We start from the raw sequence: 24038 nt of genomic DNA, 5'->3' as shown, positions 1-24038 counted from the left end.
GGCCGGCTGGCGGCTCGGCGATCGTTCGGCGCAGACGGTCGGCCGCTCCAGCGCGGCTGCGGCCTGCCTTGCGTTTAAATGCCGGCCGCAGCCGCGCCCCGTCCGTGCGACTCCAATACGCGCACGAGCCGGCCGCGGCACTCGTTGACGCCCGCTTCCGTAATCTGTACCCGGCACAGCGATCCGATCAGATCTTCCGTGCCGTCGAACACAACCTGCAAGTAATTGTCCGAATAGCCCATGACGAGCCCGGAGCCCGGAGCCCCCTTGTAATCGCGCTCCGGAATGACGTCCAGCACCTGGCCGACGAACTGCTCGGCGTATTGAAGCTGCATCCGCTCGGACAAATCGATCAGCCGGTGGACGCGTTCATGCTTCACCTCTTCGTCCACCTGATCCGTCATCCGGGCGGCAGGCGTTCCGGTCCGCTTGGAATAGGGGAACACGTGCATTTCCGAGAAGCCGAGCTCTTCCATGAAATGGTAGCCGTTCTCGAACATTTCGTCCGTCTCGCCGGGGAACCCGACAATGACGTCGGTCGTGATCGCCACGCCCGGCATCGCCCGCTTGATCAGCCTGATCTTGTCCGCATACTCTTCCGTCGTATATTTGCGGCGCATCCGCTTCAGCACGGAATCGTCGCCGGCCTGCAGCGGAATGTGCAGATGGCGGCACATTTTATCCGAGCGGTTCAGCACCTCGATCATCGCCTCGTCGATCTGGCTCGCTTCGATGGAGCTGATGCGGATCCGCTTGAGCCCTTCGATCTTGTCGAGATCCCGCAGCAGATCAGACAGCCGGTAATCGTCCAGATCGTCGCCGTAGCCGCCCGTATGAATCCCGGTCAACACGATTTCCTTGTAGCCTGCGGCGACAAGCTGGCGGGCCTGCCTGATGACGCTTTGCGGATCGCGGCTGCGCGACAGGCCGCGCGACCACGGGATAATGCAGAAGGTGCAGAAATTGTTGCAGCCCTCCTGAATCTTCAGAAACGCGCGGGTCCGGTCGGCAAAATTCGGAACGTCCAGCTCCTCGAACTCCCGCGTCTTCATAATATTGCGCACCGCATTGACCGGCTTGCGGTCCCGCTGAATTTGCCGAATATAGTCCATCAGCTTGTCGCGGTCCTGCGTGCCGATGACAAGATCGACGCCGGGAATGTCCATAATTTCCGCAGGCGACGTCTGGGCGTAGCAGCCCGTTACGGCAATTACCGCATCGGGATTGCGGCGAATCGCGCGGCGGATAATTTGGCGGCTTTTCTTGTCTCCGGTATTCGTCACCGTGCAGGTGTTGATCAAATAAACGTCGGCTGTCGACGTTTCGAAGTCGACTTGCTCGTAGCCTTCTTTTTTGAACAGCTGCCAGATCGCTTCGGTATCGTAAAAGTTTACTTTGCAGCCCAAGGTGTAAAATGCAACCGATGGCATTGGTGTTACACGCCTCCCATTTCTCCGGATTCGTACATCAGGCAGGCGAGAGCCGCCATCGCAGCCGTCTCGGTGCGCAGAATGCGCCGGCCAAGTCCGACTGCGGCAGCCCCCGCCGCTTCGGCTTCAGCCGCCTCCCGTTCGGAGAAGCCTCCTTCGGGACCGACGACCAGCAGCACGTTCGGGGCCGGCGCGTCCTTCCCGGTGCCGTCCAGCCACCTCCGAACCGCCGTGCGCAAGCCGTGCCGCAACGATCCGCTTGCTTTCTCATAACAAAAAAACACCGCATCGTATCGGGGAAAAAGCGCGATCAGTTCCCGCCATGCCAATACCGGCCCGACGTCCGGAATCCGGCTGCGGTGCGCTTGCTCCGCGGCTTCCTTGGCGATTTTTCGCCACCGTTCGAGCCGCTTCGCTTCCTTTCGCGCGTCATATTGCACAATCATTCGTTCCGATTGGAACGGGACAAAGGCAGCGGCGCCAAGCTCCGTTCCTTTCTGAATGACGATCTCCATTTTATCGCCTTTCGGCAAACTTTGCGCCACCGTAACCGACCAGCCCGGCTCCCGGTCCCCCGGCAACGGTTCTACGATGTCCGCCGTCACCCGCTCCGGGTCCGCATCGCGGATGACGACCCGCGCTTCGCGGGAAACGCCGTCGCTGACGATGCATTCGTCGCCCGGCTTCATCCGCATGACGCGGACAGCATGGCGGGCGTCTTCGCCGGCCAGAACGACCGAGCTTTCGCCGAATTGCTCCGGCGGCACGAAATATCGCTGCATGAACGCTACCCTCTTTCAAGCTCCGTCACAGGAGCTGTAAAGCTCCAACTTTCATCATACACGTTTCACGATGCAAAATCCATGCCGAATCGGAACCAGTCCATCGGCGAGAACACGCGCTCGAACAACGACTGGAAGAACCAGAGCAAATTCGACGAGTAGCCGAACAGCGGCTCCAGCGTCACGGCCCGCAGCGGCGGGATAAACACGATCAGCAAAAAAACGAAGATGCCCCATTGAACGTTCTGGTCCATCTTGTAACGCACATGAAGCGGCACCAAATATTGAATGATCCGGTAGCCGTCGAGCGGCGGAAGCGGGATTAAATTAAAAATGAAGAGCAGCAGATTCATCGAGATCAAGTAATAGAAAAAATGAACGAGCGCTTTGCGCACGCCGATCGAGCCGGCATCGAGAAGCGCCGTTTCGTTCAGCACGTATACGGCGAAAATGCCGAGCACGGCCAGCGCCAGATTGCTGAGCGGTCCGACCGCCGATACGATGACGCCCATCAGCCGCGGCCGCTTGAAGCGGTTCGGGTTGACCGGTACGGGCTTGGCCCAGCCGAAGCCTGCGATCAAAATGAGAATCGTGCCGAGCACGTCCAGATGGACGCGCGGGTCAAGCGTTACCCGGCCGGCATTATATGCGGTATGGTCCCCGAACTTGTACGCGCTGTATGCATGCGCGAATTCGTGAACGGTAAAAGCGAGCACGAGCACGATGACGATAAACGGCAAATCCTCCAACGGATACCATAAAAACCGCTCCACGCGCTCACTCTCCCCGCAGGCGCCGATCCGGCGCGTCGTCGTCCACGGAAGGCTTCGCCGCCACGAAGGCAATCCAGTCCTCGTCCCTTCTCCGATCGACGATTTCGAAGCCGGCGGCCGCAAGTCCTGCTGCCACATCCGACTCCTTGTTCTTGTAAATACCCGAAGCGATATAGATGCCGCCCGGCTTCAGCGCATCGTATACATCGTCGATAAACAGCAGAATAATCTCCGCCAATATGTTGGCCACGATGACGTCGACCGGCAGCGACAGTCGCAGCGGACGCCGGCCGTCCTCATCCCCGGTCGTTTCGCCGCGCAGCACGCCCAGCAAATCGCTTCGGCGAACGTCGATCTTATCCTCCAGCCCGTTCAGCCTGATGTTTTCCTTCGCGCTGGATACCGCCACCGGATCGAGATCGAGCGCAAGCACGCGGTCCGCGCCGAGCAAAGCGGCGCCGATCGCCAAAATGCCGGAACCGGTTCCGACGTCGATGACCTGCTCGCCCCCGCGAATGACCGATTCGATCGTCTTGAGGCAAAGCGAAGTCGTTGGATGGGTGCCCGTGCCGAACGCCATGCCGGGATCGAGCTCGATGACGATTTCGTCCTTCTCCGGCGCATGCGTCTCCCACGTCGGCTTGATCGTCAGCCGCTCCGTCACCCGGATCGGCTTGAAATATTGCTTCCAGGCGTTCGCCCAGTCTTCCTCGTCCACCGTTTTGACGGAAATCTCATATTGCCCGGGATCGATATCGAACTCGCGCAACTGCTCGATCGACGGACGCAGCTGCCCGGCGATGCGCTCCATATCGGTCTCCTCCGGAAAATAGCCTTTGATGACGGCGCAGCCTTCCGGAATGTCGTTGAGCGGCAGCTCATACCATTGGCCGTAAGACGTGTCCCGCTGCTTGTTTAGCGTCCCCGATTCTTCGATCGCTACGCCGCCTGCCCCCATTTCATGCAAAAAATTCGAAATCATTTCGATCGCTTCCTCTGTCGTGGCGATCGTCAATTCATGCCATTTCACTCTTCATGCCCTCCCGATAAAGTCGAAACCTACCGCCTATTGTACACCAGACGGGAAACATGCACAAAAATTTCGCCGACAAAAAAAGACTCCGTCGTCTGAGAACGATACTGTTTCGCCACAAAGCTTAAACAAGATGGCGGCCAGAGCTTCATCCTCCCTCGCAGACCCAACCACTGGGCGCCTGATTGCGAAGTTCCAGTTTATTCGTTCGCTCCACACCCGCTGTGAACGGCCACAGCCCCGAAATTACTTGCTTAAATCCGGGTCCGCGATGGCTGGCAGCCGGAAGATGAAAACCAATAAAAGAACAAAGTTGCAAAAGTGCAGTTTTTCCGGGGGGAAATAACCAAAACGGTGAAAATTCCTGCGATTATACAATTTTTTTGGTCTGTTCAATCCAGATAAGCAAAAAATTCCAAAAATTACTGTATTTTTGCATGAATTTTCCCCTTATCCATCTATTCGGGCCAAAGTTCCTGTATTTTTGCAGCTTTTTCGCAAAAGCATCTGATGGAAGACTTGCGGGTTAAAGGCGGGTTGAGCGGCGGACCGGAGACGGATAGACAAAAGATGGGGCGCACCGGCAGACCGAAGACGGATAGACGAAAGACGGGGCGCACTGACGGGCCGGAGACGGATAGCGAAAAAGACGGGGCGCGCTGGCGGACCGGAGACGGATAGCGAAAGACAGGGCACCGGCGGACCGGAGACGGATAGACAAAAGACGGAGCGCACTGGCAGACCGGAGACGGATAGCGAAAGACGGGGCGCACTGGCGGACCGGAGACGGATAGACAAAAGATGGGGCACCGGCGGACGGGCGACGAATTGACGGAAGGCGCGGACGGTTAAACAGAGGCAAAGAGGAAGTGAGTTTTTTACTTTCTCAAAGAAACCCGGCACAGCGGCAGCCGGGTTTCAAGCGTTTCAGGCGTTTCGGCGTTTCTTATGAAGGGTTGTATTTTGCGAGGAGTTGTATTTCGAAAATGATCCGCTCCGGCCTTTCTTCACCCACTCCGCTATTTGTATCGTGCGGCGGGCCTGATGCTTCGCGGCATCCAGCACTTTCCCGGCGAACGTGCCGTCATTGTTGACCGTCGCGCTCGTTCCGTACGGATTGTCCCCTGCAGCGTAAATGACATTGTCCGGATAACCCGGACGCTCACAATCGTTCAGCCCGCGCATCGGCCTCTTCCGCCCGGCGCCGCGCTTCCAGGTCGTCGGCATCCGCCCGTTCCTCCGCGAATTCGACATCTTCGTACTTTCCGACCGGCAGCCGCTCGGACGCTGCGCGCTCCCGCTTGTTCGGCCGTTTGCCGCCGCTTGCTTTTCCGTCAGCCATCTGCAAAACCCTCCCTTCCTGACGACCATTAAGCCCAATCAGGCTTAGGATGAACTTGACCGCTCATCCTTATTCAACCGGCTCGCATGCGGCGGTTTCCGATGATCCGCGGCCGGAAACGCAAAACAGGGCTGCCTTGCAAGCGGATCGATTCCGCTTGCAAGGCAGCCCTTCCGTTCGAAGACGGTTCAGTCGCCTCGAAACGCTCTTCTCATTTTATCGAGCAGCGTCTCATGCTGCTCGTTCGTTTTTTCGCCGGCCAGCCCGGCAAACTGCCGAAGCAGCTCCTTCTGCTCTTCGGTCAAGGACGTCGGCGTCACCACCGTCACCTTGACGTGCTGATCGCCCTGACCGTATCCGCGCAGCCGGGGGACGCCCTTGCCCTTCAGCCGGAAGTAGGTGCCCGTCTGCGTACCGGCCGGAATTTTCAGCTTCACCTTCCCCGTCAGCGTCGGAATTTCGATCTCGTCGCCGAGCGCGGCCTGCGTGAATGTCAGCGGCACTTCGCAATAGATATCGTCGCCTTCGCGCTCGAAGAACTCGTGAGGCTTCACCCGGATGACGATATACAGATCGCCGGCCGGGCCGCCGCGCAGACCGCCTTCCCCTTCGCCGCTAAGCCGAATTTGAGCTCCGTCGTCGACGCCTGCCGGAATGCGCACATGAATCCGGCGCTGCTTCTTCACCCTGCCTGAGCCGTGACAGGTTCCGCAGCGCTCCTTGATGACCCGCCCGGTGCCGCCGCAGTTCGAACAGGAACGGCGGTTCACCATGCGGCCGAACGGCGTATTTTGCACCACTTCCTGCTGTCCGGTGCCGCGGCATACCGAGCACGTTTCCGGTCTCGTGCCCGGCTTGGCTCCGGAACCGTGACACGTATCGCAAGATTCGGTCCGCGGAATCGTAATTTCGGCCTCTTTGCCGAACACCGCTTCTTTGAATTCAATGGTCATCGTATATTGAAGGTCGTTGCCGCGCTGCGGGGCATTCGGATCACGCCTTCCCCCGCCGCCGAAAAACATGTCGAAAATATCGCCGAAACCGCCGAAATCCGCGCCGGAGAAGCCGCCTCCGCCGCCGAATCCCTGATTCGGATCGATATGCCCGTACCTGTCGTACGTTGCGCGTTTCTGATCGTCGGAGAGTACGTCGTACGCTTCCTTGATTTCCTTGAACTTCGCCTCGGCATCCGGCGCCTTGTTCACGTCCGGATGGTATTGGCGGGCCAACTTCCGGTACGCTTTCTTGATCTCGTCGGCGCTCGCGTCCTTGCTGACGCCAAGCACCTCGTAATAATCCCGCTTATCTGCCAACCTTCTCTCACCCCCACTGCTAATGCCGTTCATGCGCCGCAAGCGCGACAGAGGTCAAAGCCAGGCCACGCCTGTCTTTGACCTCCCGCCCGATCAGTCTTATTTCTTGTCGTCGACTACTTCGTAGTCGGCGTCAACTACGTTGTCTTTGCCTTTGGCAGATCCTTCCTGCCCGTCCTGAGCGCCTGCGCCGCCGTTAGCCTGAGCCTGCTGCGCTGCCTGCTCATACAGCTTGACGGACAACTGCTGAACGACATCGGTCAGCTCTTCGCTGGCTTTTTTGATTTCGTCCAGATTATCGGTTTCGAGCGCTTTTTTCAATTTCTCTTTCGCGTCTTCGGCCTTTTGCTTCTCGGCGGCGTCGACTTTGTCGCCAAGGTCCTTCAGCGTCTTGTCGACCGTATACACGAGCTGGTCGCCGTTGTTTTTGGCTTCTACCAGTTCGCGGCGCTTCTTGTCTTCTTCGGCGTGAAGCTCCGCATCTTTCATCATTCTTTCGATTTCCTCTTCGGTCAGGCCACTGGAGGACGTAATCGTAATTTTCTGGCTCTTGCCGGTTCCTTTATCGAGCGCCGACACGTTGACGATACCGTTGGCGTCGATATCGAATGTAACCTCGATTTGCGGAACGCCGCGCGGAGCCGGCGGAATATCGCCAAGAATGAACCGTCCGAGCGTTTTGTTGTCGCGCGCCATCGAACGTTCGCCCTGCAGGACGTGAATTTCGACGCTCGTCTGATTGTCGGCGTACGTCGAGAAAATTTGCGATTTGCTCGTCGGAATCGTCGTGTTCCGTTCGATCATCTTCGTAAATACGCCCCCGGCCGTCTCGATGCCGAGCGACAGCGGCGTTACGTCAAGCAATACGACGTCTTTGACGTCGCCGGTCAGCACGCCCGCTTGCACGGCAGCGCCAAGCGCCACGACCTCGTCCGGGTTGACGCCCTTGTGCGGCTCCTTGCCGATCAGCTTCTTGATCGCTTCCTGAACCGCCGGGATGCGCGTCGAACCGCCGACGAGGACAACTTTGTCAATGTCGCTGGGCGACAAGCCCGCATCGCTGAGCGCCTGACGAGTCGGTCCGAGCGTACGTTCCACCAGATGGGCGGACAGCTCCTCGAATTTCGCGCGGCTCAGGTTCATTTCCAGGTGCTGCGGCACACCGTCCACCATCGTGATGAACGGCAGCGAAATCGTCGTCGTCAGCACGCCGGACAGTTCTTTTTTCGCTTTCTCCGCGGCATCCTTCAGACGCTGTACGGCAGCCTTGTCCTTGGACAGGTCGACGCCGTGCTCCTTCTTGAACTCGCTCACGAGGTAATCGATGATGACCTGGTCGAAGTCATCCCCGCCGAGATGGTTGTCGCCGCTCGTTGCCTTCACTTCGAAAAAGCCGTCGCCGAGCTCGAGAATCGAAACGTCGAACGTGCCGCCGCCAAGGTCGTAGACGAGAATCGTCTGATCCTCGGCTTTGTCCAGACCGTAAGCGAGCGCCGCCGCCGTCGGTTCGTTGACGATACGCAGCACTTCAAGACCGGCGATTTTGCCGGCATCTTTCGTCGCCTGGCGCTGGCTGTCGTTGAAATAGGCCGGAACCGTAATGACCGCCTGGGTTACGGGCTGTCCCAGGTACGCTTCCGCATCAGATTTCAACTTCTGCAAAATGATCGCCGAAATTTCCTGCGGCGTATATTCTTTGCCGTCGATCGATACTTTATGGTTCGTCCCCATGTGGCGCTTGATGGAAATGATGGTGCGGTCCGGATTCGTAATCGCCTGACGCTTGGCAGTTTCGCCTACGATCCGCTCTCCGTCCTTCTTGAAGCCGACGACCGACGGCGTCGTCCGTCCCCCCTCCGGGTTCGGAATGACGACCGCTTCGCCGCCTTCCATGACCGCCACGCAGGAGTTGGTCGTGCCAAGGTCGATGCCAATCACTTTGCCCATTCCTGTATTCCTCCTTTGAACATGAAAGCCGCAGCGCAAGGTGCGGCAAATTCTCTATCAGCTGCTCACCTTGACCATCGAAGGCCGCAGCACTTTGTCTTTCAGCATGTATCCTTTCTGCAGTTCTTCCACTATAATGCCTTCCTCATGCTCCTCCGATTCCACCTGCATAACCGCCTGATGAAATTCGGGGTTGAACGGTTCGCCGACAGCCGGGATCGGCTTCAGCCCCTGCTCGGCCAGCACCTTGTCCAGCTGCCGGAAAATCATGTCGACACCTTTGGCGAGCGAATCGAAATCGCTGTTTTCCTTGGCGGCCGTAATCGCCCGTTCGAAATTGTCCACGACAGGAAGAAGCTCTCCCACCAGCTTCATCGTCGCGTATTGGGCCAGCTCTTCCTTCTCCTTCATCGTCCGGCGGCGGAAATTGTCAAAATCCGCCTGCGCCCGCAGCAAACGCTGACGGGAGTCTTCCAACTGCTTCTCCAGTTCGGCCAGACGGGGATCTTCATCCTCCGCCGCCCGGTCCGCATCGGCTTCGCCGTCACCGCCGGCATTCGCTGCTTCGCTCTCACCGCCGGCATTCGCCGTCTCGCTGCCGCCCTCGGCATTCGCCGCCTCGGATGCAGCTTCCGCGCGTTCTTCCGCAGCTTCTTCCGCCTGTTTCGGTGAATGCTCGTTGTTCATATCTGCTTGCTGTTCCTCGGTTATATTTTCTTTCGTATTCACGAATGCTTCACCTCCTTGCCATTATCCGGCGCTTCGCGGAAGACCGTTATTTGTACCATCTTGCCATCAATACGGCCAAGTCTTTGGACAGCACATCCAGCAGGCTGATCACCTTGCCGTATTCCATGCGCGTCGGTCCCAAAATGCCGATCGTGCCGAGCGATTGCCCGTCGATGGAGAACGTCGCCGTAATGAGGCTGCAGTTGTTGATCGCCTCGTGCTCGTTCTCCGTCCCGATCCGCACTTGAATGCCCGCGGGAAGATCGGCGAACAGCTTCATGATGGTCGGCGTTTCTTCCAGCAGGTCGAGCAGCGTCTTTACTTTGTCCACATCTTTAAATTCCGGCTGCGTCAAAATATTCGTCGTACCGCTCAGGAAGACCCGATTGCCCTCGCCCTCCTTGAGCACCCCCGTCAGCACGTCGATCATCCGCTCGCAGTGAGCGGCATAACGGCTCAACTCTTCACCGACCTCCGAGAACAGCTTCGAGCGCAGCTGCACGAGAGGAACTCCCGCCAGCTTGGCGTTCAGGATGTTGACGATTCTCTCCATATCCGACATGCTCATATCGGACGGAATCGAAACCGTCGTGTTCTCGACATGGCCGGTGCTGGTCACGATGATCGCCACAGCCGTATCCTCGTTGAGCGGCACCAGCTGAAAATGCTTCAACGTCGTGTTGAACGTTTCCGGGCCGAGAAAAATCGAGGTGTAGTTCGTCAAATTGGACAGAATCATGGCCGCATGCTGGGTGACCTGCTCCATCCCTCTCATCTTCTCCGCAATGTATGAGCGGAGCAGCTTCAATTCGTGTTCGTTCACGTCGCCAAGCTTCACGAGGTGATCGACATAGTAGCGATAGCCTTTAATGGAAGGTACTCGTCCCGCTGACGTATGCGGCTGCTCCAAAAAGCCGAGTTCCTCCAGATCGGCCATTTCATTGCGAATCGTTGCCGCGCTGTAACCGACATCGCCGCGCTTCGAGATGCTCCGCGAACCGACCGGCTCGGCGGAGCGGATGTAATCGTCCACGATAGCATTCAAAATCATGCGCTGCCGTTCCGTCAGCATCCGTATCCCTCCTGTGCCCGACAGTCGTCACATTCGTAGGCGACCGATTTCCTGAATCGTCGTTAGCACTCTTGGTTGGTGAGTGCTAATCATTACTACAAAAATACCAAACTGACTTGCCGATTGTCAAGTCAGTTCAGCGTTTTTAGAACGGCGATTTCGTCGCAGCAATGCTGTTTCGGGCAGTTGACGCAATCGGTCCATACTTTTTCCGGAAAAATTTCCTTGTCGACGACCTGGAAGCCGTTTCGCTCAAAAAACCGCACTTCGTACGTGAGCGCCATCACTTTGCCGATGTTCTGTTCTTTCGCTTGCTCGATCAGGCGGTCTACCAGCTTGCTGCCGATTCCTTGTCCCTTGTATCCTTCCGATATGCCGAGCGAGCGAATTTCGACAAGATCGTCTCCGAGCTTGCACAGCGACCCGCAGCCGACGACCTCGCCGTCGATCTCCGCCACGACGAACGTGCCGATCTGCCGCTGCAGCGTTTCTTTCGATCGCGGCAGCATAATTCCTTTCTCCGCATAACCTTTGATTAATTCATATAACGTGTCGACATCTTCCGCTGTCGCCTTCCGGCACACCGCCTGCGCCTGCATTCCGATCGTCTCCTTCATCCGGTGTCTGCTTTGTGAATATGAATAAATATACACTACACCGAATGAATCCTCAAGAGTAAAATGTCCGGCGCTAGTCGAAAAATGCGCCGAACACCTCGTTGCCGAACAGTACGCCGCGGTCGGTCAACCGGAACCCGCCGTCTTCCGTCCTCTCGATCAGCCCGCCTTGCAGCAGTTTTTCGATTGTCGTCCCGAATGTTCCCTCGATCGTCTTGCCCGGGAACTGGGCGGCAAAATCGGCGGACCGAACGCCGGACAGCATGCGCAGACCGACCATCATAAAATCTTCCATCGCCTCGTCCTCCGGCACCGTATGCGTTTCAAGCAGCGGCAGCCCGGACTTTGTCGCCTCGATGTAGGGGGTGATGCCCTTCAGGTTGACGTGACGCACGCCATAAGCATAACCGTGCGCGCCCGCCCCGAGCCCGTAGTACGGTTCGTTGCGCCAATACGTTATATTGTGGCGGCATTCCTTGCCGGGCAAGGCGAAATTGCTGATCTCGTAGTGGCCGTAGCCGGCCGCCTTCAGCCGGTCGATCAGGAGCAAATACATCGCCAGCTCCTCGTCCTCGGTCGGCAGCGGCAGCTCGTTGCGCTCGTACAGCTTGTGGAACAGCGTATTCTCCTCCACCTTCAGGCTGTAGAGCGAGTAATGAGGAAGGCGAAGCGCAAGCGCCCGCTCGACGCTGTCCTCGAGCAGCCCGACCGTCTGCCCCGGCAGCCCGAACATCAGGTCGATCGACAGGTTCGCAAAGCCCGTTTCCCGCGCCAGCTCGATGCTCCGGTATACGTCCTCCACGTTATGGATGCGGCCGATCCGCTCAAGCAAGCCGTTGTCGAACGACTGGACCCCGAAGCTGATCCGGTTGACGCCGCCGGCCCTCATCGCCTCCAGCTTGTCCTTGTCGGTCGTTCCCGGATTCGCCTCCATCGAAAATTCCGCATCCCGGGCAAGCGGAAAGTGGCGGCGGACGGAGGCAAGGAACCGTTCCATCTGTGCGGGCGTAAGCACGGTCGGCGTTCCGCCGCCGACGAAAACGGTGTCGATCGTCTCGGGCGGAATCCGTCTGACCGTTTCCGCCATTTCCCGCTCCAGGGCGTCCAGATAATCGTCCACCGGCTGGCCGTTCAGCACATAGGACGTAAAATCGCAGTAGTGGCACTTGTTCGTGCAGAACGGAATGTGAATGTACAGCGCACGGGGAGATGAGTTACGCATCGGTCAATCCTCGTCGATCTTCAGCACCGCCATGAACGCTTCCTGCGGCACTTCCACGCTTCCGACCTGTTTCATCCGCTTCTTGCCTTCCTTCTGCTTCTCCAGCAGCTTCCGCTTCCGGCTGATGTCGCCGCCGTAACATTTGGCGAGCACGTTTTTGCGCATCGCCTTGACGGTTTCGCGCGCGATAACCTTCGAGCCGATCGACGCCTGCACCGGCACCTCGAACATTTGGCGCGGGATGAGCTCCTTCAGCTTCTCGCATACCGCCCTTCCGCGCTGATAGGCGCGGTCGCGGTGAACGATGACGGAAAGCGCATCGACCTGCTCGCCGTTCAGCAAAATGTCCATTTTCACCAGATTGGACTTGCGGTAACCCGACATCTCGTAGTCGAACGAAGCGTAGCCTTTCGTGCTCGACTTCAGCTGGTCGAAGAAATCGTAGACGATTTCCGACAGCGGCAGTTCGTACGTAATCGTCACCCGGTTCGTGTCCAGATACTCCATGTTGACAAACTCTCCGCGCCGGCTCTGGCACAGTTCCATAATGGCTCCGACGTAGTCGTTCGGCACGATGATCGACGCCTTGACGTACGGCTCCTCGACATGATCGATTTTGCCCGTCTCCGGATAGTTCGACGGATTGTCGATCTCGATGACATCCCCGTTCGTCAGCTGCACCTTGTAGATGACGCTCGGCGCCGTCGTAATGAGCGGAATGTTGAACTCGCGCTCGATCCGTTCCTGAATGATCTCCATATGGAGAAGACCGAGAAATCCGCAGCGGAACCCGAAGCCGAGCGCCGTCGACGTCTCCGGCTCGAAGCGGAGGGAGGCGTCGTTCAGCTCCAGCTTCTCGAGCGCCTCGCGCAATCCGTTGTAATCCTTCGATTCGATCGGATACAGGCCGCAGAATACCATCGGATTGCTGCGGCGGTAGCCGGGCAGCGGCTCCGGCGCCGGCCGCTTCGCGTCGGTGACCGTATCTCCGACCCGCGTATCCTTCACGTTTTTGATGCCGGCTACGATAAAGCCGACATCGCCGACCGACAGCTCGTCGACGATCGTCATGCGGGGCTTGAACGTCCCGACCTCGATCACTTCGAATTCGGCGCCCGTCGCCATGAAGCGGATCCGCTTGCCCGACCGGATGCTGCCGTCGACGACGCGCACATAGACGATGACGCCCTTGTACGGATCGTAATGGGAATCGAAAATAAGCGCCTTGAGCGGCGCATCGGGATCGCCGCTCGGCGCGGGCACCTTGGCCACGACCTGCTCCAAAATTTCCTTGATGCCGATGCCGGCTTTGGCCGATGCCAGCACCGCCTCGCTCGCGTCGAGGCCGATAACGTCCTCGATCTCCTGCTTGACCCGCTCCGGCTCCGCGCTTGGCAGATCGATCTTGTTGATCACAGGCAAAATTTCCAGATTGTTGTCGAGCGCCAGATAGACGTTCGCCAGCGTCTGGGCCTCGATGCCCTGCGCAGCATCCACAACGAGCAGCGCGCCTTCGCAGGCGGCCAAACTGCGGGATACTTCATAAGTAAAATCGACGTGTCCGGGCGTGTCGATCAAATGCAAAATATATTCCTCGCCATCGTCGGCACGGTAATTCAGACGCACCGCCTGCAGCTTGATCGTAATGCCGCGCTCCCGCTCCAGATCCATCGAATCGAGCACTTGCTCCTGCATCTCGCGCGACGTGAGCGCGCCCGTATATTCCAGGATGCGGTCCGCCAATGTCGATTTGCCGTGGTCGATATGGGCGATAATTGAAAAGTTGCGTATTTTGTTCTGCCGGTCACGAACGTCCGTCATGCCTTACCCCCACTAAATCCATAAATGCCAATCATTCCATTATTATAGCAGTTCGAGGGGGCACCAGCAATGAGAAGACCGGCGGTCGGGAAAGGACCGTATCCCGGCGCATACGGCCGCCGGGACGGCATCGGCGGCCGGCGGACGTCAGCGCGTAACGGAATCGAACAGCGCCACGATGAACCGGATGCCGCCGCTCGTAACCGACTGCAGAAAGCCGGCCGCGCCGTCGGCGACCCGGTTGACCGAAGGCTCGTAAGTCGTGCGGGGGATGCCGGGCAGCCGCTCTTCGCGGTAGTCCGTCCGCTCCTCCGTCCCGCTCGGTTCCCCGGCAGTCTGCTCATCCGCCGCCGGCCCGAACCGCTCCGCGCCCGGACCGTTCGCCGCGTTCTCCTCCGCATCCGGCCGGTCCGCCACATAGAGGGGGCTGCCGTTCTCCACCGGCCCGTAAATGCGCTCGATGCCCGTCGACGCCGCCTCGATGCCGTACAGCACCAGAAACGCGATCGCGCCGCCGATCACCGCCCATTTCCACGCTTCTTTCCGCCTCATGATCTCATCCTCCTTATCGAGCTTCGTCAAGATTCGGGCTGCGAATGAAGAGCTCCGCCTCAGTTGCGGGCAGCCGCGTCGACCTTCTCCGCATCCCAATACAGATCCGAAATCACTTGCGCCAGCGCGTCCGCCGTCCGGTACGATTCCTCAAGCGTATTGTCGACACCGCCGATTTCGATCAGCACGCTGTTCGACGACAGCGACTGGTTGTATTCGGCGTTGCCGGATGCCGCCGTCTTGCCCCATATCCCGCGCGAAATGCCGGGGTACTTCTGTTCGATCGCGTCGTGAATCCGGGCGGCAAATTTTTCGTTCTCCCGCCAGTGCGGATTCCGGTGCCCGATGATGAAATAGACCTGGGCGTAATCTTTGCCGTTAATCGTCACGGTCGTATGCTTGCGGCGGTTCGCATCGCGGTGAATATCGAAGAAAAACGTCAAATCGCTGTTGGCCGCCATCGCTTCCTTGACCGTTTTCATCGAATACTTGTACAGCAGCTCCCACCGGTAATCCGGTATCGTCGTCGGATAATCGGTATCCGAATGGAGGGCGCCGACGCCGTATTCCTCGAGCTTTTTGGCCAGCCGTTTGCCGACGAGCGTAATATTTTTCGTGCTGGAATTCGGATCTTTCGTATTGCCGCCCAGCTCCGGATACCACGATTCCCGGTTATGGGTATGGTAGATAAAGACGACCTTGCGTCCGCCTGTCGACTGCTTATCCGGCTGTTCCGGTCCGGCCCCGTTCTTATCCGGTTCATCCGGTTCGACTTCGTCCGGCGGTTCCCCGTCCGGTCCTTCGCTTGCGTCTCCCGTATCGCCGCCGTTATGATGTTCGCCGCCCGAACCTTCAATCGGCTCGTGATCCTCCGGTCCGACCGCAGCGTCGGTTCCTTTGCCGCCCCGAAGCAGAATCGAATCGTTGCCGTTCATGCCCGGCATGGCGCCGGCAAGCAGGCTTTTCGGATCGTTCGGGTTAATATCGGTCAGCATGCGGACCAGAAAAGCGCCGATTTGCTGCTTGGACAGCGATTCGTCCGAACCGCCGCCTTCGAATGCGGGCAGTTCCATTCCCAGCATATCCGCAAAAAAAGCGCTTGATACGGCCGCAGCCAATCCTTTCATCGACGATATGGGCGATGCGGACGACTGTCGGTGAACGGTGCCGGCTATGCCGATCAGCACGAAAAACAGCATCGAGCAAAGAGACAGCACCGCGAACGTTTTGCCCGTAACGAGCAACGAGCGGAGCCTCTCGCTTCCCCGGCCCACATTAAATGTAAAAAAGGTTCGTTTCATCGACTCATCCCCGCTTTCGTGTTGCCTATCTACAGGCTAGTACTACTCTATGAGAATGAGAGAATCGCTAGAACCTTTTTTCTAGTAAAAGTTTCGGAAGTAGATAGAGTCGCGCCGGAGCCGCGCATGCGAAAAAACCGCCCGGACATCGGGCGGCAGGAAGCCGCTTCCGGCGGCGGGCGGTCAGTGGGTATAGGCGGCGACGTTATTGCTGTCGATCGCCTCGTGCAGCGACGCATTGAGTCCGCTGGCGATAATGTTGGCGATGTCTTCGATAAACTGGTCGATCTCTTTCGGCGTTACGAGCAGATCGTGCCCGAGCGGAGCGAGCACTTCCTTGACGAAACGGAGCCGTTCGTTGTCCTTCATCTGGTTCATCATGCCGAATATTTTGTCGGTGTCGCCGTTATGGGATTGAATATGCCGCTGCATCATTTCCATCGTATTGTTCACGATCGTCGAAGCGTAGACGACGGTCGGAACGCCGATCGCGATAATCGGAATGCCGAGAATTTCCTTCGTCAACCCTCGCCGTTTGTTGCCGATGCCCGATCCGGGATGGATGCCCGTGTCGGCAATCTGGATCGTCGTGTTGACGCGCTCCAGCGCCTTCGAGGCCAGCGCGTCGATCGCAATGACGACGTCGGGCTTCGTCCGCTCCACGATGCCCTGCACGATTTCGCTCGACTCGATGCCGGTCGTGCCCATGACGCCGGGCGCGACCGCGCTGACCGAACGGTAGCCGGGCGCGACCTGATCGGGCATAAGCTCGAAGTAGTGCCGCGTCACCATTACATTTTCGACGACAAGCGGTCCGAGCGCATCCGGCGTCACATTCCAGTTGCCCAAGCCGACGATCAAAATTTTGGCCGTACGTCCGACCCCGATCCGCTCCAGGAACGCTTCGAATTCCTGGGATACTTTCGTGGCGACGCGGTTCTGCAATTCCGTATCGCCGGAACGCAGGCCGGGCACTTCGATCGTGACATAGTTGCCGATCATTTTGCCGATGGCACGGGCTCCCTGCTCGTTTTCCACCTGCAATTTGGTGACGATAATGCCGTCTTCTTCGTCCGTTTGCGCCTGGACGCCGGGTATCGGCTTTCCGCCTCCGGCTTCGGCGATCTCCTTGGCTTCCAGCGCCAAATCGGTGCGGACCGAATATTGCTGCAAATCGAGTTTACTCATCAGGGTTGCGCGCTCCTTCCGGTTTTGCCATTATTGTGCTGCCGCGCGAACCGTTTTATTCGCGGCGCCGGCGCCTGGCGCAACCTGCCGCCGCCTCTTCCGGCGCCTCTTCCGGCTATTGCAATTTGCCCGTACGCATGGTAAACTGTTTCAAGTTGTGTTGGGATGGTCCCGACGTGTTTTCGGTACAGGAGGTGAATGACATGCCAAACATCAAATCCGCTATCAAACGCGTAAAAACGAACGAGAAACGCCGCGCGCTGAACGCGTCGCAAAAATCCGCTCTCCGTACGGCGATTAAAGCGGCCGATCAGGCTCTCGCAAGCAACGATCCGGAAGCGGCCAAAGCGGCTCTGATCGTCGCTACGAAGAAGCTCGACAAAGCGGTAACGAAAGGGCTCGTTCACAAAAATGCCGCAGCCCGCAAAAAATCCCGTCTGGCGAAAAAGCTGAACGCTCTTACGGCTCAAGCCTAAGAGAATAATAGCGAAGCGAGCTGCGATCGGATTGCCGCCCGGCGGCGACACATACGCTAACGCAAACGGCTTCACCGTTATGGGCGGGGAAGCTCGTTTCGGCATATGCCAAACAAACGGCTTCTGCCCTCCCGTGCAGAAGCCGTTTGTTTTTTTATCGGTTATGAAAGCAGCCGGCCGACAGCAGAAACAGCTCAAGACCGAGCTCCTTGTCGATCCGTCCCGTCTTCATCCGGTAATCGAGATCGGCCAGAGCCGACAAGAGTTCGCCGAGACGTTCGACGTTGTAGCGGCGGGCCTTGTCCGCCGCCAGCTTGATCGCATACGGATGCAGGCCGAGCTGCCCGGCCATCTGCTGCGGCGAATACGAATGCCGCTCCAGCTCCTTCACCTGCAGCATAATCCGGTATTGCCGGGCAATGAGCGCGAGCAGCTTGATCGGCTCCTCCCGCCGGCCGAGCAGCCGCCGGTAAAGCCCGAGCGCCTTGTCCGTCTCCATCCCCGCAATATGATCGATCAGCGCAAAGACGTCTTCTTCGACGGTGGAAGCTGTCAACAGCTCCACATCGCCGCGTCCGATCCGGCCCCCGCTGCCGGCATACAGGCACAGCTTGTCCACTTCGCTTGCGAGCTGCTGCATATGGTTGCCCGTGCGGGACAGCAGCAATTCGGCGGCCTCCTCCGATATTTCCCGGTTTTGCTCGGCGGCGCGGCGAACGATCCACTGCTTCAACTCATGCTCGCCAAGCTCCTCGAACGGAATGAGGACGCGGTCGCTCTTGAGCGATTTGACCAGTTTGCGCCGCTCGTCCAGCTTGTCCGCCTGCACAAGAAAGACGATTACGCTCGTTTCCGCCGGGCGCTTCAAATATTCGAGCAGCGCATCGGTCCGGTGCGTCACCTTTCCGTTTTCTTTGCCGCCTGCGGCGAACACCGTCTGGTCTTTGACGAAAATGATTTTTCTCGTAACAAAAAACGGCGGCGTCTCCGCTTCGGCTACAACCTCTTCGAGCGGCGTTTCGGCGGTATCCATCTTGACGACGCCTAGCTCCCGCTCGTCCGGCTTAAGCAGCGTTTCTTCCATAAACGCCGCGAACCTCATCATCCGGTAGCGGTCCTTGCCATAAGCAACGTAGACCGGTCTGACGGCGCCGCTCCGTATTTCTTTCATCGCTTCTCTCGCTTCCATTTCGCTCTCCTCTCGACAAACCCCGCTCTCCGGGACGGCACCCGTCAAGTCAACAGAGGGATGAGAGCGTCATAAGCCCCCATCCCCCTGTCCTTGAACATCTATATAAACATTTGCAACGCGGCCCATGGTACCGTCATTGCAAATGGTCATACGACGTCAAGGCTTCGTCACTGACTTTCATATACTGCAGTATACGCAAATCCGCCCCGAAGTGTGCGAAAATCCGGTTATTCCGGCTGAACCGGCGTCTCGGTTTGCTTGACCGGATCGACGGCATAGCGCGAAGGCTCTCCCTTATCCGGCCGCACCTCGTAGTACAGCGTGGCGCTGTCTTCCGACCATTTCAGTTCCCCGACAACGCCGTCTTTGGTTTCGCTGGCGAACAGCAGCGCGCCGCCGTCGGTGGCGTAAATTTTGACCGTGTTATCGACGACATAAGCTTTGTACGCCCCGTCGTTCGAAACGACCGCGTCGTCGCTTTCCTGCACTTCGCCGAAACTGGCAATGCCCATTTTATTTTCGTCCGTCACGATAGGAGCCTCGATGTCGGGTTCCATGGAGCCCATCTCGGGTTCCTCCGGTTTGGCGTCCGGTTCGGGCAGCACTTCGCTGGTGTTGCGGTCGGAAGGCGGCACGGCTTGGGTCTGTTTCTTTATCGTTTCGTCTTCCTGATTGCTCATATATCCCGGCGTCGTATCGGGCGCAGCTTGAGGCGCAGCTTGAGGCGCCGCTTCCGGCGCGGACTTGGTTGCGGCTTCGCCGCTGAAGGTCCGGGCCGTATTCCCGGCATCCGCGGCCAGCGGCCTGTCCGCCGATTCCGACGCGTCTGCCGATTCCGACGCGCCTGCCGATTCCGACGCGTCTGCCGATTCCGACGACGACTTGCTGGCCGAATCGTGAAGCGATGGCGGATCGTACATGATGACAAACAATGCTGCGGCGATTCCGACGGCTGCGAATCCGGACAGCATCTTGAAGGAAATCCGGTCCGTCCAGCCGCGTTTCCGGTCCGCACGGCGCGGAGCGAGCGGTTCCTGCCGCGGTTCCGGCCCGCCAGCGGCCGGCCGTTCCGACGCTTGCTGCTCCCGATCGAGCATCTCCAGCTTCGGCAGGATGGCGTCGACCAGACTGTAAGGAGGCGTAACTTTCGGCAAGCTTTCCAAATCGTTTGACAATCGTTTCAACCGTTCGAGCATATCGGCACATTCAGGGCAATGTCTGGTATGAGTCATCAAGATTTCGGTTTCGCGCTCATCGAGATCGCCGTCAAGCTGACGTTGCATATATTCCATCACCTCTTGACAATTCATCCTCGGACACCACCTTTCTGATAATCTTGAAGTAACGCCTGAAGCTGCTGTCGCGCCCGGAACAAGTAGGATTTTACCGTGTTCAGCGGCAAATCGAGAGAGTCGGCAATTTCGTTATACGAAAAATCCTGCAAGTATCTCAGGACGACGACTGCCCGGTGATGCTCCGGCAGCCTGTCGATTGCGTCCCGGATATCCTTGGCCGCATAAGCCGCAAGCACTTCTTCTTCGACGGTATGTTTTTCCCGGAACACCAGTTCGTGCTCGTCAATCGAAACGGTCGGTTTGCTCCGTCTGAACTTGTCGATGCAGATATTGGTCACGATGCGTTGAATCCACGTTTTAAACTGCGCCTTCTCTTCATAGGATCCAATCTTGGTATAAATGCGGATAAGCGCCTCTTGCGCCGCATCCATCGCGTCCTGCTCGTTGTTCAAAATGTAGAAGGCTGTCCGGTAAACATGCGTTTCGATTTCGCGCAATAGGGTGATTAAAGCGTCGCGATCGCCCTTCTGAGCGGCTCTTATCAGATCCGGCTCCACCAACGAAGGCTCCCCCTCTCTTGCAACCTTATAGACGAAAAGGCTGCTTCATATGTTGCAGTCGATTTATTTATTCCAGTGACATGCGAAATTGAAGTAAAAAAAGCCAATACACCACATTAAAGAATAACAAAAAAACAGGGTGCCGTATACCCTGTTCGTTTGCCATAACGGACCATATTTCCCTTTTTTTACGGTGCCCTGCCGCCCGGAATAACCGTACGGGCATACAAGCCTGCGCGGGTGACCGCAAACTGCACTTCGCCGTCGCGGTCGGTCCGGAAGACGTAAGGGACCGAAGCCGCCCGCAAGCGGGCCAGCACGTCCGGGTGGGGATGGCCGTACATGTTGTTCCGGCCCGCCGAGATGACGGCGGCAAGCGGCCGCCAGTACGAAAGCCACTGCCCGGACGTCGAATACCGGCTGCCGTGGTGGGCGATTTTCATAACGTCGATATTAGCGGCAGGCCGCCGGACCGTCTCGCCGCCGGCCGCCGCAAGCAGCCGCTCTACCGTGGCGTCGATGTCTCCCGTCAGCAGAAACGTCCGTTCGTACAATTCGAGCAGCAGCACGACGCTGCTCGAATTCTGGTCCTCCTTCACCGGAACCGTTCCGCCCGCCGGAACGGCGGATGCCGGCCACAGAACGGTCACCCGGCTATGCCCGTCCGGCTGCCACGTCTGCCCGCTCGCCGCCCCGTATACGTGGATGCCGCGGTCCAGCGCCAGACGAAACAGCGCGAGCGCTTCCGGAGTCGGCTTCACGGTGCCGTTCCAGAGCAGCCCTTTGACCGGTATCGATTCGACGACGGCCTTAAGTCCGCCGATATGGTCGTGGTCCAGATGCGACAGCACAAGCAGGTCGATTTCCTTCACCCCGCGCTTCATCAGCAGCGGCACGACGACGTCGCGGCCCACCTCAAACGGGTCGTTCCTTGTCCGCCACTCCTCGCCGGGCTTGCGGAACGAGACGGTGCCGCCGCCATCGATCAGCAAATGCTTGCCCGAAGGCGTCCGCACGAGCAGCGCATCTCCCTGTCCGACATCGAGCACTTGCAGGCGTGCCGTCCGGTCAAGCCAATCCGGCCAATACGCATAGGCGAGCAGCAAGCCGAGCAGCAGGACGATGCCGGCGCCGGACAGCGGCCGAAGGCGCTTCCGGAAGCAGGCGGGCGCGCCGCTCCGCCGTGCGGCAATCGGTTCGCCGGCGCTTCCCGCCGGACTGGCGGACCAGGACGCGGGCGCGGGCCCGCTCCAGGCCGCGAGCGGTGCCGTTACCGGATCGGCCGCTTGGCCGGGCGCTGGCGGAATGCCCGGCTCCGCGCCATGCGGCGAATGGACTGCCGCAAGCCCGGGGGTGTTCCCTGGCGAGATGCCGGGCAGCGGTTCTGTGGCCGGACCGGCGGCGAAGGCCGGCCATTCGCGTTCGCCGGATCGGCCGGGCGCCGTGAAACGATCGAATTCGCGGGGCCGTGCGGACCGGCCGGCGGGCTCGGGCCGTGCGTGCTGCTGGAGCCATGCGGTCCGGCCGCCGGGCTCGAGCCGTTCGCGCTGCTCGGGCCATGCGGGCCGGCCAGCGGGCGCGGGCCGTGCGTGCAGCTCGGGCCATGCGGTCCGGCCGCCGGGCTCGGGCCGTGCGTGCAGCTCGGGCCGCTGCGATGCTATGCCGTTCAAATAAGCGCCCAGCAAGGCGAGCGCCCCGTACCATGCCGCGATCCAAATGACCGGAGGAGTCGCCCATATCGTCTTCAGCGCGCGCGCCTCGGCCAGGAAGCCGACAACTCCGAATGTCAGCCGGTTGCCCCAAACGGCCGGCCAAGCGAACCACTCCGCGCCTGCCGGCCAGATTGCGGCCGCGATGAGCGAAACCGCGCCAAGCGGCATGACGATGGAGCTGATAAACGGCACGAGCAGCAGGTTGGCAAAGAGCGAAAGCAGATGAAACTGGTTGAAATAATAGATGCTGAGCGGAAACGATACCGCCTGCGCGACAATCGTCACGCACGCCAGGTCGATCAGCGGCTGGATTTTGGTCCGGCGCGGCAGCGCGCGGCGCAGCGGAGGCACGCCGACAATCAGACCCGCCGTCACGAGAAACGACAGCTGAAAGCTGACGTTCGCCAGCAAAAACGGGTCCCATATGAGCATCGCCAATGCGGCTGCCGCCAGCACATGCAGGCCGTCCTTGAGCCGTCCCATGCGCGCGGCGACAAGTCCGAGCATGGCCATTATGCCGGCGCGCACGACCGAAGGAGAAGCGCCGGTCAGCAGCACGTAAAGCGGAACGGCGACCAGCAGCGCCGTGAACGTCCGTTCGCGCGTCAGCCGCAGCAGCCGGAGCAGGCCGCCGAGCGCGAACAGAAAGACGGCGACATGCAGGCCGGATATGGCCAGCACATGCGTCAGTCCCAGTTCCGAAAACTGCCGGAACTGCTCGGGGTCGAGGCTCTCGCGAATGCCGAGAACGAGACCTTTCATGTACCCGGCCTGATTGTCCGGGTACAGCTCGTCCATGCGAGCGCCGAGCCAGCCGCGGACGGCGTCCGCGCGTCCGAGCAGCGCGGCGGCGCTCCAGTTTGGGCCGGGCGCCGCGTCGACGGCGCCGATGCCCTCGGCCTTGAGCAGCCAGTGAATGCGCTGGCTGCGGAGATAGCGGCGGTAATCGAACCCACCGCTGTTGGTGGCGCCGGCCGGCAGCTCCAGCTCGCCGGCCACGCGCACGCGGTCGCCGCGCTGCCAGCGCGCGGCGATGTCACGGTCCGGCTGCGCAGCAAGCCGGACGAGGACGAGCAGGCGCTCGCGCACACGGCGCGGCGCCGCGGCGTCGCTTTCGCGGATGGCGTCCGCAATCACGCGGAAACGAACGCGGTCGCCGTCGATCTCGACCGCGGACACGATCGTCCCCTCCGCTTCGACCGCGAACGAAGCGGACGGGGACGCGCCCTCGGCGGCGGCGAGCAAATCCGGCAGGGCGGTAACGTTCCGTTCGTCCGCCCACATCCGGTGCCCCGCCGCCAGCACGAACGCCGCCAGGCAAACGGCGGCAAGCGGACGGGACGCGCGCCCGAGCAGCGCAAGCGCAGCCGCCAGCGCCAGCAGCGCCCCGCACGCCAGCCATACCCCGGCGGCTTCCAGCGAAGCCGCGGACGCGCTTCCCGCGACCCAGCAAGCGGCAAACCATACGAGCGGACGGCGATTCAATTTGCATCCCTCCTTAACGGCGATTCCGATTTCGTTCCCACGTCGTGCAATAAAACGGCACGAACCGCCCTTATCCGGTCTTTCCAAAAAGAAAGAACCTCTCTTTGCAGCAACGTGCGAAAAAGAGGTTCTTCCTCATAACGGATATGGCTAATAACAGAAGGACACCGGTCCGAAACCGGCGGCCGGCCGTACC

The 24038-nt window shown here is 59.4% G+C and carries 21 protein-coding genes; 1 reads left to right on the top strand and 20 read right to left on the bottom strand.

Annotated elements, in window-relative coordinates; translation table 11 throughout:
* Nucleotides 1-74: 74 nt before the first annotated feature.
* The 16 genes from mtaB to gpr all read right to left on the bottom strand — a co-directional run bounded on the left by mtaB (nucleotide 75) and on the right by gpr (nucleotide 17122).
* Nucleotides 75-1430, bottom strand: coding sequence for a tRNA (N(6)-L-threonylcarbamoyladenosine(37)-C(2))-methylthiotransferase MtaB (gene mtaB, locus ABEV74_RS11460; protein WP_430146139.1), 1356 nt, complete (start codon nucleotides 1428-1430; stop codon nucleotides 75-77).
* Between the two features lie 5 nt (nucleotides 1431-1435).
* Complete coding sequence (locus ABEV74_RS11455; RefSeq protein WP_062492333.1) at nucleotides 1436-2212, bottom strand: 16S rRNA (uracil(1498)-N(3))-methyltransferase; 777 nt, start codon at nucleotides 2210-2212, stop codon at nucleotides 1436-1438.
* Between the two features lie 65 nt (nucleotides 2213-2277).
* Nucleotides 2278-2985 (bottom strand): site-2 protease family protein, encoded by a 708-nt coding sequence (locus ABEV74_RS11450; protein ID WP_430146137.1) that lies wholly within the window; start codon nucleotides 2983-2985, stop codon nucleotides 2278-2280.
* A gap of 4 nt (nucleotides 2986-2989) precedes the next feature.
* The gene (gene prmA / locus ABEV74_RS11445; protein WP_430146135.1) at nucleotides 2990-4015 is read right to left on the bottom strand and encodes a 50S ribosomal protein L11 methyltransferase; all 1026 of its coding nucleotides are present in this window, start codon (nucleotides 4013-4015) and stop codon (nucleotides 2990-2992) included.
* Between the two features lie 930 nt (nucleotides 4016-4945).
* Nucleotides 4946-5203: a hypothetical protein gene (locus tag ABEV74_RS11440; RefSeq protein ID WP_430146134.1), complete on the bottom strand. Its 258-nt coding sequence runs from the start codon at nucleotides 5201-5203 to the stop codon at nucleotides 4946-4948.
* On the bottom strand, nucleotides 5181-5360 hold the full coding sequence (locus ABEV74_RS11435) for a YfhD family protein (RefSeq protein WP_430146132.1): 180 nt from the start codon (nucleotides 5358-5360) through the stop codon (nucleotides 5181-5183). The genes ABEV74_RS11440 and ABEV74_RS11435 overlap by 23 nt, the downstream gene beginning before the upstream one ends.
* Before the next feature lie 188 nt (nucleotides 5361-5548).
* Nucleotides 5549-6673, bottom strand: a complete 1125-nt coding sequence (gene dnaJ, locus ABEV74_RS11430) for a molecular chaperone DnaJ (RefSeq protein WP_062492329.1) — start codon at nucleotides 6671-6673, stop codon at nucleotides 5549-5551.
* A gap of 99 nt (nucleotides 6674-6772) precedes the next feature.
* The gene (gene dnaK, locus ABEV74_RS11425; protein WP_062492328.1) at nucleotides 6773-8620 is read right to left on the bottom strand and encodes a molecular chaperone DnaK; all 1848 of its coding nucleotides are present in this window, start codon (nucleotides 8618-8620) and stop codon (nucleotides 6773-6775) included.
* A gap of 57 nt (nucleotides 8621-8677) precedes the next feature.
* The gene (gene grpE, locus ABEV74_RS11420; RefSeq protein WP_430146146.1) at nucleotides 8678-9307 is read right to left on the bottom strand and encodes a nucleotide exchange factor GrpE; all 630 of its coding nucleotides are present in this window, start codon (nucleotides 9305-9307) and stop codon (nucleotides 8678-8680) included.
* Between the two features lie 88 nt (nucleotides 9308-9395).
* Nucleotides 9396-10421, bottom strand: coding sequence for a heat-inducible transcriptional repressor HrcA (gene hrcA / locus ABEV74_RS11415; protein WP_062492327.1), 1026 nt, complete (start codon nucleotides 10419-10421; stop codon nucleotides 9396-9398).
* Nucleotides 10422-10552: 131 nt separating this feature from the next.
* Nucleotides 10553-11038, bottom strand: a complete 486-nt coding sequence (locus ABEV74_RS11410; protein WP_430146130.1) for an N-acetyltransferase — start codon at nucleotides 11036-11038, stop codon at nucleotides 10553-10555.
* Between the two features lie 73 nt (nucleotides 11039-11111).
* Nucleotides 11112-12260, bottom strand: coding sequence for a radical SAM family heme chaperone HemW (gene hemW, locus ABEV74_RS11405; RefSeq protein WP_430146128.1), 1149 nt, complete (start codon nucleotides 12258-12260; stop codon nucleotides 11112-11114).
* A gap of 3 nt (nucleotides 12261-12263) precedes the next feature.
* Nucleotides 12264-14081 (bottom strand): translation elongation factor 4, encoded by a 1818-nt coding sequence (gene lepA, locus ABEV74_RS11400; protein ID WP_062492325.1) that lies wholly within the window; start codon nucleotides 14079-14081, stop codon nucleotides 12264-12266.
* A 147-nt stretch (nucleotides 14082-14228) separates the two neighbouring features.
* Nucleotides 14229-14633, bottom strand: coding sequence for a hypothetical protein (locus tag ABEV74_RS11395; RefSeq protein WP_430146126.1), 405 nt, complete (start codon nucleotides 14631-14633; stop codon nucleotides 14229-14231).
* 59 nt (nucleotides 14634-14692) lie between these two features.
* Nucleotides 14693-15934 (bottom strand): stage II sporulation protein P, encoded by a 1242-nt coding sequence (gene spoIIP, locus ABEV74_RS11390; protein ID WP_430146125.1) that lies wholly within the window; start codon nucleotides 15932-15934, stop codon nucleotides 14693-14695.
* A 183-nt stretch (nucleotides 15935-16117) separates the two neighbouring features.
* Nucleotides 16118-17122, bottom strand: coding sequence for a GPR endopeptidase (gene gpr / locus ABEV74_RS11385; protein ID WP_430146123.1), 1005 nt, complete (start codon nucleotides 17120-17122; stop codon nucleotides 16118-16120).
* 203 nt (nucleotides 17123-17325) lie between these two features.
* On the opposite strand from gpr, the gene rpsT reads away from it, so the two are divergent.
* Nucleotides 17326-17598 carry a 30S ribosomal protein S20 gene (gene rpsT, locus ABEV74_RS11380; RefSeq protein WP_062492321.1) on the top strand — a complete coding sequence of 91 codons (273 nt, stop codon included), beginning with the start codon at nucleotides 17326-17328 and terminating at the stop codon, nucleotides 17596-17598.
* A 154-nt stretch (nucleotides 17599-17752) separates the two neighbouring features.
* Here rpsT and holA read toward each other — a convergent pair whose 3' ends face one another.
* The 4 genes from holA to ABEV74_RS11360 all read right to left on the bottom strand — a co-directional run bounded on the left by holA (nucleotide 17753) and on the right by ABEV74_RS11360 (nucleotide 23842).
* On the bottom strand, nucleotides 17753-18787 hold the full coding sequence (gene holA, locus ABEV74_RS11375) for a DNA polymerase III subunit delta (RefSeq protein WP_430146120.1): 1035 nt from the start codon (nucleotides 18785-18787) through the stop codon (nucleotides 17753-17755).
* A 230-nt stretch (nucleotides 18788-19017) separates the two neighbouring features.
* Complete coding sequence (locus ABEV74_RS11370; protein ID WP_430146118.1) at nucleotides 19018-20100, bottom strand: anti-sigma factor family protein; 1083 nt, start codon at nucleotides 20098-20100, stop codon at nucleotides 19018-19020.
* Nucleotides 20097-20645 (bottom strand): RNA polymerase sigma factor, encoded by a 549-nt coding sequence (locus ABEV74_RS11365; protein WP_062492318.1) that lies wholly within the window; start codon nucleotides 20643-20645, stop codon nucleotides 20097-20099. Before ABEV74_RS11365 ends, ABEV74_RS11370 begins: the two co-directional genes overlap by 4 nt.
* Nucleotides 20646-20833: 188 nt before the next feature.
* Nucleotides 20834-23842 carry a ComEC/Rec2 family competence protein gene (locus ABEV74_RS11360; RefSeq protein ID WP_430146116.1) on the bottom strand — a complete coding sequence of 1003 codons (3009 nt, stop codon included), beginning with the start codon at nucleotides 23840-23842 and terminating at the stop codon, nucleotides 20834-20836.
* Nucleotides 23843-24038 lie beyond the last annotated feature (196 nt).

The sequence above is a fragment of the Paenibacillus cisolokensis genome (genome assembly GCF_050481165.1).
GTDB classification, from domain to species: Bacteria; Bacillota; Bacilli; order Paenibacillales; family Paenibacillaceae; genus Paenibacillus_AH; species Paenibacillus_AH cisolokensis.
This window is presented reverse-complemented; position numbering and strand designations above follow the sequence as displayed.

What these genes read in the sequence shown, in the direction of transcription:
- mtaB (WP_430146139.1), bottom strand. Translation starts at nt 1,430, where the DNA reads ATGCCATCGGTTGCATTTTACACCTTGGGCTGCAAAGTAAACTTTTAC.
- ABEV74_RS11455 (WP_062492333.1), bottom strand. Translation starts at nt 2,212, where the DNA reads ATGCAGCGATATTTCGTGCCGCCGGAGCAATTCGGCGAAAGCTCGGTC.
- ABEV74_RS11440 (WP_430146134.1), bottom strand. Translation starts at nt 5,203, where the DNA reads ATGCGCGGGCTGAACGATTGTGAGCGTCCGGGTTATCCGGACAATGTC.
- ABEV74_RS11435 (WP_430146132.1), bottom strand. Translation starts at nt 5,360, where the DNA reads ATGGCTGACGGAAAAGCAAGCGGCGGCAAACGGCCGAACAAGCGGGAG.
- dnaK (WP_062492328.1), bottom strand. Translation starts at nt 8,620, where the DNA reads ATGGGCAAAGTGATTGGCATCGACCTTGGCACGACCAACTCCTGCGTG.
- grpE (WP_430146146.1), bottom strand. Translation starts at nt 9,307, where the DNA reads ATGAACAACGAGCATTCACCGAAACAGGCGGAAGAAGCTGCGGAAGAA.
- hrcA (WP_062492327.1), bottom strand. Translation starts at nt 10,421, where the DNA reads ATGCTGACGGAACGGCAGCGCATGATTTTGAATGCTATCGTGGACGAT.
- ABEV74_RS11410 (WP_430146130.1), bottom strand. Translation starts at nt 11,038, where the DNA reads ATGAAGGAGACGATCGGAATGCAGGCGCAGGCGGTGTGCCGGAAGGCG.
- hemW (WP_430146128.1), bottom strand. Translation starts at nt 12,260, where the DNA reads ATGCGTAACTCATCTCCCCGTGCGCTGTACATTCACATTCCGTTCTGC.
- lepA (WP_062492325.1), bottom strand. Translation starts at nt 14,081, where the DNA reads ATGACGGACGTTCGTGACCGGCAGAACAAAATACGCAACTTTTCAATT.
- ABEV74_RS11395 (WP_430146126.1), bottom strand. Translation starts at nt 14,633, where the DNA reads ATGAGGCGGAAAGAAGCGTGGAAATGGGCGGTGATCGGCGGCGCGATC.
- spoIIP (WP_430146125.1), bottom strand. Translation starts at nt 15,934, where the DNA reads ATGAAACGAACCTTTTTTACATTTAATGTGGGCCGGGGAAGCGAGAGG.
- gpr (WP_430146123.1), bottom strand. Translation starts at nt 17,122, where the DNA reads ATGAGTAAACTCGATTTGCAGCAATATTCGGTCCGCACCGATTTGGCG.
- rpsT (WP_062492321.1), top strand. Translation starts at nt 17,326, where the DNA reads ATGCCAAACATCAAATCCGCTATCAAACGCGTAAAAACGAACGAGAAA.
- holA (WP_430146120.1), bottom strand. Translation starts at nt 18,787, where the DNA reads ATGGAAGCGAGAGAAGCGATGAAAGAAATACGGAGCGGCGCCGTCAGA.
- ABEV74_RS11370 (WP_430146118.1), bottom strand. Translation starts at nt 20,100, where the DNA reads ATGAATTGTCAAGAGGTGATGGAATATATGCAACGTCAGCTTGACGGC.